Below are 12,195 nucleotides of genomic sequence, written 5' to 3'. Positions count from 1 at the left end.
AGGCAACCGACCGGGTTCTACGTGATATCCATTCTGCATGATACTCGGCGGTGATCAGGCTACCTGGGCCCGCCGAGCCTCTGGAATGTACGATAACGAGCTTTCAATGATCTCGTTTACACAACGCCGCAGCGATCGCACAGCTGGAGAACGATTGCCTGCGACCGTCGCGATGGCCAAGGTGCTACGAGGCGCATCCGCCAAAGGCACATATCGGACACCTGGATGCGTGTATAGACGCGTGGCAGTCAGTGGATAGGTATCGAAAGCTCCACCGTAGGCAACAGCGGCCAGACTCTCAGGAATCGACTGCACATATGCACCAATGCGGCCAGGCCTCTCGTTTGCCAAGCTCCAGTAAGCGGCCCACTCGGAAGGCGCCCCCTCCCCTGCAACTGCAAACGGCTGCTCGACAATATCGGCCATTCGCAATATCGGAGCATCGGCCATCTCATGATTTATGGGCACCGCCGCAACACGAGGCTCATCAAACATGACATCGAACTCAAGACGCGGATCGCAAACCGGAAGTCGAATGAGTGCTGCATCCACTTTTCCGGAAATCAACGCCTGCACCTGATTGGTCATCGAGAGCTCGGTAACCACTAACCGAATGTCCGGATTACTCTTTTGGAACAATGAAAATATTAGGTGCGTTAGCTCTCCAGCCGCCTCTCCAAAGAAGCCAAGCTTCAGGACACCACGGCTACTTTCCGCAATAGCCCGGCACTCCAAGACCGTATTTTTCAAATCGTTTAGCAAAACTCGTGCTCTTTCGATAAATGTTTGACCCGCATCAGTAAGAGACACGCGATGACTGGTACGCTCGAACAACTTGAAGCCGAGCTCGTTTTCCAGCTTCGCGATTTGTGCGCTCAACCCTGACTGGGCAATATTCTCAATTTCGGCAGTCTTGCCGAAATGCAAGGTTTCAGCAAGTCTGGAGGCCAAGATTAATTGTCTTGTATCCATGGGGGGCTCTGCTCATGGAGATTGTCGAAGCTAAATATTAAGCAAGATTCGTGCAAAGATCATAACCATCGAAGGCCTGTAGGAGCATAGATGTCGAGCAATACGCCTTTTCACACTCCTCGCACCAACCCAGCGCAGCAATCTGGCCCTATGAGCGATGATGTGGCGATTTGCAGCGCAGCGACATAAGCTCGATGCACGGCCAAACCGTGCTCTAGGCACGCCATGAATACCCATATTTGATCTATAAAGCTATGAATTCAATGGCAAATAGTAATAAATGGGTAACAAGTCGTCTCGAATCGGTAACACTCTCTACCCACTTCCACGCCCCTGATGCGGGCACAGCCCTCAAAAGCACATCGCTCCAGAGCGCTCAAATTTCTCGACTTGACAAAACGCTAACGTAAATCTGTGCTCAAACTCTTGTGATACCCAACCCAATGGATTCCAAGCTACACAATCACGAATTGCGATCAAACAATCCCAAAACCGATATTGCACGCAGCAATGAATTGAAAATAATATTATCTGCGAACCTCCGAAACCACACTATTAATTAATAGGTGGTTCAGAGACAAGGAAAGGAGCTGACCTTCATCTTAAAAAGAGAAATCTTTCCTGATGGAGATAAGGGTATAGCGCTGAGGAAAATCAATAAAACTCTCCGCCCTTGATGACAGCTGAAGACACTTTGAATGCGGAAACAGCCATGAAGCTTGATTACCAACAATCTCTAAAAAATTTCTCGGAAGCTTTTCATCTTTCCAAAGTAAAAACTTCAAAAGGGAATGATTACATTCCTGGTGGCTTTAGCCGTCGCACCTTTGGTTATGGCCCGCACGCAATTTTCGTCGATAAAGGTGAGGGGCAGTATATCCACACTATTGAGGGCAGAAAGCTACTTGACCTCAATAATAACTTTTCAACCAACGTACTCGGGCACAACCACCCTGCTGTGGTGAAAGCCATTGAAGCGCTGCTGCCGAGTGGATTCTCCTTCGGGAACCCAACGGATCATGAGCTGGGATTGGCCAAACTGCTGAGCGACCGGATAGAGTCCGTCGAACAGGTGAAGTTCTTTTGCTCGGCCAGCGAAGCCTGCCTCAGCGCTGTTCGGATTGCTCGCGGCTACACTGGGCGAAAGAAAATCGCCAAATTCGAGGGTGGCTACCACGGTTTCACAGACGACCTAGCCATCTCTGCACATCCAAGCCCAGCCAACTTCCCGGGGCCAGACTTCAACCCAAAAGCGTTACCAGACTCTGACGGCATTCCATCCTACAAGAGCGACAACGTTCTGGTTTTGATCCAGAACAACTTTGAAGCCTGCGAGAAGATCCTGCGCGGGAACGCCGAAGAAATTGCATGCGTGATTATGGAACTTCAGTCGTGCGCAGGCGGCATCGTTGAGCTCGAAAAAGAGTTCGTACAAAAGCTACGAGCCTTGACCGAGGAGTTGGGTATCCTCCTGATCGTGGACGAAACCATAACCCTGCGCGCCGCCTATAATGGCCTGCAAAGCGAGTACGAAATCAAACCCGATCTGACCGTGATGGGCAAAATGATCGGCGGTGGGCTGCCGATTGGTGCCGTAGGCGGTAGCCGTAAAGTATTCCGTGTTATCGAAGAGAACCAGGTGATGATCTCCGGTACCCACCACGGCCACCCTATGGCCTGTGCTGCCGGCATTGCTTGCATGGAAGCCATGGATGCCAAGGCGTACAAACGCCTCAACGATATGGCAGCAACCATCAAGAAAGAACTGAACGACTGGGCAGCCGAACAAGGCTACCCGTTCACCGTATTCGGCTCCTTCTCGGTCTTCGCCTATGCATTCACCAAGGAGCTAGTTCAAAAAATCACGACCCACCGTGACTACTGGCACAAGATCGATGAGAACAGCATGGGCATCTACGCCCTGGAAATGGCCACCCGTGGCTACTACCCAGTGCACCGTGGCCAGGTCGGACTGACGTTGCCAATGACCGACGAGGATGTCCTAGGGTACATTGAGACCACCAAAGACATCATCAAGGCGATCTATAGCAAAGCATGAACGACGCGCCCAACGTCCTACCCTACTGACGGCGTCCCAGACTAATGGAAGCCCTCGACAGCCATAAGCTGCTGGGGGCTTTTAGTTAACGCTATTCGCCCCATAGACGGAGAATTTTCAAGGATGCATATTTATAATTTCAAGATCACACAATCACAAACTAAAATTGCAAAAATACTCCATATACGGCCAAATACGTCTTGCAGGATCTTCTCACGCACATCTTTTGGTTTTGCTCAACCTTAGTCTCTTTATGCGCATGCTAAAGAGGCTTTTTGCGAAGCATCAAACCATCATGAAATTATGACGTGTAGCTACAGATAATAATTCTTGATCGGGCGCTAGGTTGGCTTTTCCTCGCGGTAGATCAGATAGGTGCAGTTCTGACGGAGAGCGGTACCGCTGGCCACCATTCGGTTACCCGATTGGTGGCCAATTTATTTAAGAACCGTATGGGCAAGAAGATCGCCAGCCTATCGCCCAGTGGACAGCCTAGCAGGATGAACAGAGCGAATAAACTGTTAGCATCAAGACAAATAAATCAGTGTACTCAATAAGCCGTTACGCCCCAAATGTGAGGACGCTACGTTTACCAGAAGACTAACGTCATGATGACACGCCCCACAACATTTTCGCTAATAACAAACGGCAACATTAGAAACTCGCATTTAAACAGGCGCCACTACGCGCCTGCCATAAAAAGCACTTTTTAACTAACGCTTAGCGTAGAAATCGACTTCCACTGCGCTTTTGCCTGCCATGGTTATTCGGCACCATGGTTAGTAGGCATTGAAGCCGGCGGCAGCAGCTGCAGCGCCGACGAGATCAGTGCGCGAATGCCCGCTGATCGAGTCCCTCCAGTGTTACTCCAGCTGCTCCTACTGGCAGGCCAGGCGGACACCCGCCTGTTGATCTTTGACCCTGACGCGGTACCTCTCTCGGAACTACCGCTATTCACCGAAGAATGACCAAGGCGCCCTCCCGGGCGCCTTTTTTATGATGCCCGACAGAAAAGCTGGCTCGCCGGATTCGGTTTTCCAGTGGGGACTCGCCTCGTGTCTTCGCCATGGTATCGGCAACATTCGTCGAGACTCAGTCATGCAAACATCCCTACTTCCCACTATCGGCCTGATGGTCGTCCTGGCCGGCTGTAGCACACAGCGGCCGGCCCCGGCCCCCACGGCACCACCCGCCTTGCCGGCGGTATCGCCGCAGCCGAAACCCCCGCTTCCGGCCTGGGTCCGCCAGGACCGTTACACCCTGGTCACCCCCCGGCCAACGCTGGAGCAACGCCAGCCGCTGTATCAATTGGTCAACGTACAGATCGCGCCAGCCCTGAATGCCACCGTCGGTGAAGCCCTGCGTCACGTGCTGCAACGCTCGGGCTACGTGCTGTGTGCCGATAGCCCTGCGGTGGATCGCTTGTTCCGTCGCCCTCTTCCCGCAGTACAGCACCAGCTCGGACCGATCTCGCTGCTGGACGCCTTGACCATCATCGGCGGCCCGGCTTGGCGACTCGACGTCGATCCAGTTGATCGGACCGTGTGCTATGCCCTGCGCGTGCCACCGCCCGCTCCCCCCTTCCCGCCCCTGGAGTTCACGCCATGAAGGTCCTCCATTTTCAGGCCTTGGTGGTCGGTGCCCTCTGCCTCGGCGCCGCCGTGCTCGCCGCCGAAACGTACAACCATCATCAGCAACTGGCCGAGCTTCAGGCTGCGGCACGCAACGCCCCGGCCGACCTTGCGCCGGCCTTGCGCCGCGATATCGATGCATTGGTTGCCAGGCTCGCAGCGCTGCAGCCGCAGGTCGTGGCGTTGGGCGAGGCGCAAGGTCGACACACTGCAGCGCAGGTCGCCCTCGGCCAGCAGCAGGATGAACTGGCCACCTCGCTCAAGACGCTCCAGGCAGCACCGCCAGGCCCGAGCAACAGCGATCTGACGGGACTGGAACGACGGTTGGCTGCGGCAGAGGCCACGCTCGAGAAACTGTCGGCCCGCCCTGCTGCGCCTGCAATAGCCAACACGCAACCGCAGTCCTCCAGCGGTGAGAAAGCCAAGGTCAAGCCTCTGACCCCGCCCTTCACCCTGCTGGGTATCGAGACCCGAGGTGACGTCCGGTTTGTGGCAGCACTGCCCGCCGGCGCCCATTCGCTGACGACTGTGCACCTGCTGCAACCGGGAGACAGCTTGAACAGCTGGCAGCTGCGCGCGATCCGCGCGGACCAGGTGATGTTCCATGTCCCGGGGCATGGCGACCACACACTGCCACTGCCCTGACGAGGTGCGTATGACTCGGATCTCCTTTCTCTCGCTCATCCTACTCCCCAGTTGCCTGTTCGCAGGTACGGCGTGGAGTGCGCCAGAACTGGTTGACTCGGCCCCGCAGTTCAGCGAACAGACACTGTTGGATCGGCAGACAACCGCTGCGGCTCGGGCCAAGGCCTGGGGGCTGACCGATGATGAGTGGGCCAAGTTTGAGCGCCTGCAGGCCGGGCCCCGCCACTACTGGTCGCCGCAGCTCGATCCACTCACCACCCTCGGCGTGGAAGCCGACTCGGACCAGGAACGGCAACGCTACGCCGAGCTGCAGGTCCGTCTCGAAGCCAAACGCGCCGAGCGCGAACTGGCCTACCAGAAAGCCTACACCGCCGCCTGGGCGCGCCTGTTCCCGGGAGTGCTGCCTGTGCAGGGCATGGTCGATGATCCAGCAGCTACCCCTGCCGGCCGCTTTGCCCTGTTTGTGGAGGAACACTGCCCGCCCTGCGTCACCAACACCCAGCAATGGCTGCGTGGCGGTGCGCACCTCGATGTGTACCTGATCGGCAGCCAAGGTGACGATGGGCGTCTACGCCAGTGGGCACGTAGCGCCGGCATTAGCCCCGCCCAGGTCAGCAGCGGCCAGGTCACTCTCAACCATGACCGCGGCCGCTGGTTCGCCCTTGGCGCCAGCCGCCCGTTACCGGCGCGCTTCCAGCAGGTGGATGGGAAATGGCAGCGCATCGACTGATCCTCGCGTTGGCCTTGACCTGTGCCACGGCCGTTCACGCGGACGCGCTGCCGCCGCCTGCGTATCAACTGGCCGCCGCGCGCGCCGGCATCCCTGCCTCCGTGCTGTTCGCCATCGCCCTGCAAGAGAGCGGCACGCCACTGCGGGGTTACCTCATGCCCTGGCCTTGGACCCTGAATGTCGCCGGCACACCGCTGCGCTTCGCCCGCCGTGAGGGGGCGTGTACTGCACTCAAACAGGCCTTGGTCCGCCACGATCCCAAGCGAATCGATGTCGGTCTGGGCCAGACCAACCTCGGCTACCACCCAGACCGCTACCGCAGCGCCTGCGATGCCCTCGATCCACGCGCCAACCTGGCCGTGACTGCCGAGCTGCTGCGCGCCCACTATGCCGACAGTGGTGACTGGGTCGTGGCTGCAGGGCGCTATCACCGACCTGCCGGCGGTAAACCTGCAGCGCGCTACCGCCGACAGTTCAGCCAGCACTTGCAGCGTGTACAAGCGGTCGTGGCGTCTACGAGAGGGCCGCAGCCATGAACCGTCGGTGCTGGGTAACGCTGTGTATTTGTCTCTGGTGGACGGTTAGCGCGCTCGCGGCCCCCGGCCATCGGCCCGATCCTCACGCGCTGACCTGGGCCCTGCCCGTACACAGTACACGCCTTTCCCCCGGTGCCGTGTCGCCAAGGGCATTGACCTTGCCAGGGTTCACGCCACTGTTTCTGGTCGGGCACGACGCGGTGTCACTGGAATGGTTGGCCCAGCATGCACAGAGGCTGCAGGACCTGGGCGCCAGCGGCCTGGCGGTTGAAGTGGCCGACGCCCAGGCTTTGCGCCGCATCCAGGCGGCAGCCCCAAGACTGGACATCTGGCCGGTGAGTGGCGACGACATCGCCGAACGCCTGGAACTGCAGCACTACCCGGTGCTGATCACGTCCACCGGCTTGGAACAGTGAGGGTGCATCATGAGCGAACATGCGATGGAGTCCCTGCTGCGCCCTGCGGTGGAGCTGTACACCGTGGGCATCTGCGCCGGTGCCGGCGCGCTGTGCCTGCATTCGCCCTGGGCAGTAGCCCTGTCGCCCGAGGTAGGGGCAGGCATGGCACTGGCCTATACCGTATTCGGTCTGAAGCGGCTTAACCAGGCACGCATTGTTCTGCGCTATCGGCGCAATATCCGCCGCCTGCCGCGCTACTCGCTGACCAGCCGACAGATTCCAGTAAGCGGCAAGCGCCTTTTCATGGGTCGCGGCTTTCGCTGGACTCGCCTGCATACCCAGCGTCTGCTCGAGGCGCAGGATCCGGCGCTGGGCCGCTACGTCAATCAATCGGCTGCCCACCAGTGGGCGCGGCGGATGGAGCACTTGCTAGAGAAGGCCCCACCCGGGCTGTCACTGCTGCCCCGCCTGACCGCCTGGGACAGCCCATTCAACCCGGTGCGGCCGCTGCCGCCGGTGGGTGGCTCACCGCTGCTGCATGGCGTCGAGCCTAAGGAACAGGAAGCCAGCTTGCCGCTAGGCGAACGCGTCGGACATACCCTGGTGCTGGGCACCACCCGGGTCGGCAAAACACGCCTGGCCGAGGTGTACATCACCCAGGACATCCACCGGGCCAGCCAGGAAGTGGTGATCGTCTTCGACCCCAAGGGCGATGCCGACTTGCTGAAGCGCATGTACGTAGAAGCACGCCGCGCCGGCCGCGAGCATGAGTTCTTTGTTTTCCACCTGGGCTGGCCGGAGATCTCTGCACGCTACAACGCCATCGGCCGCTTCGGCCGCATTTCCGAAGTCGCCACCCGCATCGCTGGCCAGTTGAGCGGCGAAGGCAACTCGGCCGCATTTCGCGAGTTCGCCTGGCGCTTCGTCAATATCATCGCCCGGGCACTGATCGAACTCGGCCGGCGCCCGGACTACCTGCAGATCCAGCGGCACGTAGTGAACATCGATGCGCTGTTCATCGAATACGCCCAGTACTTCTTCGCCCGCCATGATCCACAGGCCTGGGAAGCCATCGTGCAGATCGAAGGTCGGCTGAACGAGAAGAACATCCCGCGGCACATGATCGGCCGGGAAAAGCGCGTGGTTGCCATCGAGCAGTACCTGACCGCCAAGCGCATCTTCGATCCCGTGATGGACGGCCTGCGCTCAGCCGTACGCTACGACCGCACCTACTTTGATAAGATCGTGGCTTCGCTGCTGCCGCTGCTGGAAAAACTCACCAGCGGTAAGACCGCACAACTGCTCGCCCCCAACTACACCGACCTCGACGATCCGCGGCCGATCTTCGACTGGCTGCAGGTCATCCGCAAGCGCGGCATTGTCTACGTCGGCCTGGATGCGCTGTCTGATGCCGAGGTGGCGGCTGCCGTCGGCAACTCGATGTTTGCCGACCTGGTCTCCGTCGCCGGCCATATCTACAAACACGGTATCGACCACGGCCTGCCAGGCTCCTCCAGCGCCGCGGACAAAGTGCCGATCAACCTGCATGCCGACGAATTCAACGAACTGATGGGCGACGAGTTCATTCCACTGATCAACAAGGGTGGTGGCGCCGGTATCCAGGTCACCGCCTACACCCAGACCTTGAGCGACATCGAGGCACGGATCGGCAACCGGGCCAAGGCCGGCCAGGTCATCGGCAACTTCAACACCCTGCAAATGCTTCGCGTGCGGGAAACCGCCACCGCAGAGCTGCTGACCAACCAGTTGCCCAAGGTCAACGTGCAGACCCGCACCCTGGTCTCCGGCGCGACGGACACCGCTGACCCTGATGCCCGTACCGACTTCACCTCCTCCTCGCAGGATCGGGTCACCACCACTTCGGTACCGCTGATCGAGCCGGCGCACATCATCGCCTTGCCCAAGGGACAGATGTTCTCGTTCCAGGAAGGGGGGCAGCTATGGAAAGTGCGTATGCCACTGCCCAAACCCGCCAGTGACGACCAAATGCCGGCGGACCTGCAGGCCCTGGCCGCGCGCATGCGCGATTCCTACAACGCCAATGCGGGGATTTGGTGGAGCAGCGCTGGCGGTGCGCCGACGGTCAATTTTGATCCCGAGATGCCTCCCCCCGGGCGCAGGCACTCCTGATGAGCACGCCGTGTGCAACCGGACACTCAGGAGCCCATATGCCGACCACCCCAGCCAGCCCACCTTCTCCACAACGAAGTTCGGGGCTTATCTTCGGCATCCTCGAGTTGTGCCTGCGACTGCTCGGCCTGCTGTTCGCTTCGCTGATTTTTTCCATCGTGCTGGAGTTCGTGGGCATGCTGTGGTTCTGGCCCGAGCAGGGCTGGCATCACAGCCATGCCATGTGGCTCAGCGAGCTGGGCTGGCTCAGTGGTCACTTCAAGAATTCATTGCTCGTGCAAGAGCCGGCGCAAGCGACCGCCAAGGTACTCGAACACCTGAACGACTGGGTCGTGGTGCGTTCTGGATGGGCGACATCCGATACCCAGCTGAAACTGCTCAGTCGAGAAGGGTCAGTTCAGGGGCAGTTCGCGCAGGCATATGTACTAGTGCAGGACTACCTGCTGGCAGTCCTGTTCACGGTATTCACTTTCGTCGTGCGACTGGCCGTTCTCACCTTAGCCAGCCCCTTGTTCCTGCTTGCGGTGATCACCGGCGCGGTTGACGGATTGATGCGCCGTGATCTGCGCAAATTCGGAGCGGGACGCGAGAGCAGCTTTGTCTACCATAGAGCTAAGCGAACATTGCTGCCGCTGATGGCAAGCCCTTGGGTGATCTACCTCTCCATCCCCTTATCGGTGAATCCCATTTGGGTTCTACTGCCATGCGCAGCAGTACTGGGATGGATGGTGGCGATAACGGCTGCAACGTTCAAAAAATATCTTTGACGGTCCGCTATCGACCCAGGCTGTGTGAAAACCTCCGGCGCGATTCGATTGGTTAAAAAACAGCCCAGAATTCGCGCCTCTACGCGAATTCTGGGTCAGCTGAGTAGCCAAGCCTTTCAGGTTTCATGTAGGACCGCGCTCTCTAAAGAGTTATTGGGGAATTCACAGCCTGGCCCCTAAGCTGCCCTTGGCGGAAGGTAGCTAACGGGCACGAGACGCGTCGACATGATTATAACTGTACGACACGTTTGCGGAACTCATCCGGGGTCGACCCAATCATTCGGTGGAACATTGCGATGAAAGCAGACGAACTGCTGTAGCCCAGTTCAAGCGCGACGGTCTGCACTGGGATGCCGTCCTCCAGCATCGAGAGCGCTCTCACCAGCCGCAAACGCTGCCGCCACTCCACAAATGACATTCCCAGGTCACGCTTGCAACGCCGCGAGAGCGTGCGCTCCGTGGTGTGTACGACACTAGCCCATTCATCTAGGGGACGATTGTCTCCTGGCTCCAGATGCAGCGCTTCGAGCACCTGACTCAATGCCCGGTCTTTAGAGATTGGCAGATAAGTATCTCGACGCGGCGCCATGCTTATCTGGTCCACCAGCACCTGCATCAACCGTGTGTCATCGTCGTTTCGCGGGTAATCAACTTGGCGCTCGACCAAATCGGCAAGGATTGCCTTGGTGATGGGACCGACCGCCAGCGTGCAGACCTCGGTGGGCAACCTGGCACAGCGTTCCGGAGCAATATCTAGCACGCAGTAGCACACGTGGGGCCGAGTACTAGCGTCATGCTCAGCTCGGGGCGGAAGCCACAAGCCATAATGCGGCGGTGTCAGGTACTCACGATTGTCCACAGTCAACTCGATCACGCCGCTGAACGAGTAGACGAATTCGCCCCAGTCATGGCGCTCGGTCGGGTAAGACGTTACTTCCGTTAGGCGCATGGTCCTTAACAGAATGGAATGCGGTAGAGGCGAGCTAATGGCGGGTAAAACAGGTGCAACGGCCATGTTGTCGGGAACCTTGTATGCGTTGTCTGGTTTTCGTTATTTGAGCTTATCGCGCCAACATCATACTTGCACCGTCGACAGGAAGTCTGGGTTGAGTCGGGTGGCTCCTCCTCAGGCGATTCTCCTGTTACGTACGATGCTCGTCACGAGGATAACCCCGATGAATGCTCTCGATACACTTGAAAAACTACCTCGATTGAATCTGCGAGGCTTTACCTCACCAGTGCAACACCTAAAGCGGTTCAGTGCTGAAATCGGCGCCGAAATATGGTGCAAACGCGACGATATCGGAACGGTGGGTCTAGCCGGTAACAAGGTGCGCAAACTCGAAGTGGAACTGGCTTATGCGATCGCCCAGGGCGCCACTCATCTGGTTGCGGAAGGCTCACGTCTATCCAATGCAGCGCGAGCGGTGGCGGCGGCAGCGGCGCAGACAGGGCTGAAATGCACCTTGGTACTTTGCCATGATGCGCCACGGGAGCCGGTTGGCAACCTTCTGTTGGACGGACTCTTTGGTGCCAACTTGCGCTTTGTTGGCAATGCAACCTGGGCCGAACTCGCCGACCACGCCCAAGCCGTGGTCACCGAGCTGGAATATAAAGGGGAGCGTATCTATCGACTACCCATCGGCTGTGCCTCCGAGAGAAGCTCGCTCGGGTTTGCCCTCGCATACTCCGAGCTTCGCGGGCAGATGGCCGCTCATGAGCGTTCGATCGGCACTATTGTGCATGCCAGTTCATCGGGGGGCACGCACTCCGGACTAGTGCTGGGCAATGCCCTGCACGGTTCGCCAAGCAAGATCCGCGGTATCGTCGTCGCCGGGGATGTCTATGATGACGTACACGGCCAGTACCTCGCTTATGCCCAAGGTGGTGCCCGCCTCATCGGCGCAGATGTGCGCCTGACACGTGAGGACATCGACCTCACGGAGGACTATCTGGGAGACGGCTACGGTCTGCCCGCACCGGGCGTGATGGAAGCCATCGACCTGCTCGCCACCACCGAGGGGATACTCGTAGACCCCGTCTACAGCGCCAAGGCAGTCGCGGCGTTGATCGACCTCGCGAAAAAGAGGGAGTTGGAAGGCCCAGTGGTTTTCTGGCACACGGGGGGCTATCACTCACTCTTCGATCCTCACTACGCGCAACGCGCTTGGTCCGAAATCAAGCGACTTTCCACTGTGCGGTTGTAGTCCTCGCGAACGGGCTTTCATTGACAATGAAAACGCCGGTCCCGCTCACGCAAATCACTTAACCACTACAGGTGCCGATGGCCGGCCCGCGGACTTTTC

General features: G+C 58.6%; 11 protein-coding genes. 9 read left to right on the top strand and 2 right to left on the bottom strand.

Annotated elements, in window-relative coordinates; translation table 11 throughout:
* Positions 1-54 precede the first annotated feature (54 nt).
* Positions 55-972 (bottom strand): LysR family transcriptional regulator, encoded by a 918-nt coding sequence (locus tag ACNFHO_RS00885; RefSeq protein ID WP_019099003.1) that lies wholly within the window; start codon positions 970-972, stop codon positions 55-57.
* Between the two features lie 712 nt (positions 973-1,684).
* On the opposite strand from ACNFHO_RS00885, the gene ACNFHO_RS00880 reads away from it, so the two are divergent.
* The 8 genes from ACNFHO_RS00880 (at position 1,685) to ACNFHO_RS00845 (ending at position 9,889) form a co-directional block, all read left to right on the top strand.
* Positions 1,685-3,031, top strand: coding sequence for an aspartate aminotransferase family protein (locus ACNFHO_RS00880; protein WP_026020472.1), 1,347 nt, complete (start codon positions 1,685-1,687; stop codon positions 3,029-3,031).
* Between the two features lie 1,098 nt (positions 3,032-4,129).
* On the top strand, positions 4,130-4,639 hold the full coding sequence (locus ACNFHO_RS00875; protein ID WP_042943812.1) for a PilL N-terminal domain-containing protein: 510 nt from the start codon (positions 4,130-4,132) through the stop codon (positions 4,637-4,639).
* Positions 4,636-5,307, top strand: coding sequence for a hypothetical protein (locus ACNFHO_RS00870; RefSeq protein WP_019099006.1), 672 nt, complete (start codon positions 4,636-4,638; stop codon positions 5,305-5,307). Before ACNFHO_RS00875 ends, ACNFHO_RS00870 begins: the two co-directional genes overlap by 4 nt.
* Positions 5,308-5,317: 10 nt before the next feature.
* Positions 5,318-6,037: a TIGR03759 family integrating conjugative element protein gene (locus ACNFHO_RS00865; protein ID WP_019099007.1), complete on the top strand. Its 720-nt coding sequence runs from the start codon at positions 5,318-5,320 to the stop codon at positions 6,035-6,037.
* Positions 6,019-6,573: a lytic transglycosylase gene (locus tag ACNFHO_RS00860; RefSeq protein WP_019099008.1), complete on the top strand. Its 555-nt coding sequence runs from the start codon at positions 6,019-6,021 to the stop codon at positions 6,571-6,573. Before ACNFHO_RS00865 ends, ACNFHO_RS00860 begins: the two co-directional genes overlap by 19 nt.
* On the top strand, positions 6,570-6,989 hold the full coding sequence (locus ACNFHO_RS00855) for an integrating conjugative element protein (RefSeq protein ID WP_080587381.1): 420 nt from the start codon (positions 6,570-6,572) through the stop codon (positions 6,987-6,989). The genes ACNFHO_RS00860 and ACNFHO_RS00855 overlap by 4 nt, the downstream gene beginning before the upstream one ends.
* Positions 6,990-6,998: 9 nt before the next feature.
* Positions 6,999-9,122 carry a type IV conjugative transfer system coupling protein TraD gene (gene traD, locus ACNFHO_RS00850; protein WP_026020474.1) on the top strand — a complete coding sequence of 708 codons (2,124 nt, stop codon included), beginning with the start codon at positions 6,999-7,001 and terminating at the stop codon, positions 9,120-9,122.
* Between the two features lie 38 nt (positions 9,123-9,160).
* A complete protein-coding gene (locus tag ACNFHO_RS00845) occupies positions 9,161-9,889 on the top strand; it encodes a TIGR03747 family integrating conjugative element membrane protein (protein ID WP_019099011.1) in 729 nt (242 codons plus the stop codon).
* A gap of 229 nt (positions 9,890-10,118) precedes the next feature.
* Here the strand turns inward: ACNFHO_RS00845 and ACNFHO_RS00840 are convergent, their stop codons facing one another.
* The gene (locus ACNFHO_RS00840; protein WP_026020475.1) at positions 10,119-10,904 is read right to left on the bottom strand and encodes an AraC family transcriptional regulator; all 786 of its coding nucleotides are present in this window, start codon (positions 10,902-10,904) and stop codon (positions 10,119-10,121) included.
* Between the two features lie 160 nt (positions 10,905-11,064).
* Between ACNFHO_RS00840 and ACNFHO_RS00835 the strand changes: the two genes are divergently transcribed.
* Positions 11,065-12,096, top strand: coding sequence for a 1-aminocyclopropane-1-carboxylate deaminase/D-cysteine desulfhydrase (locus tag ACNFHO_RS00835; RefSeq protein ID WP_416764821.1), 1,032 nt, complete (start codon positions 11,065-11,067; stop codon positions 12,094-12,096).
* The last annotated feature ends 99 nt before the right edge of the window (positions 12,097-12,195 follow it).

This window comes from Pseudomonas sp. NY15374 (assembly GCF_048068255.1).
GTDB classification, from domain to species: domain Bacteria; phylum Pseudomonadota; class Gammaproteobacteria; order Pseudomonadales; family Pseudomonadaceae; genus Aquipseudomonas; species Aquipseudomonas machongensis.
Note: the sequence above shows the minus strand (reverse complement) of the source record. Positions and strands in the feature narration are given on the sequence as shown.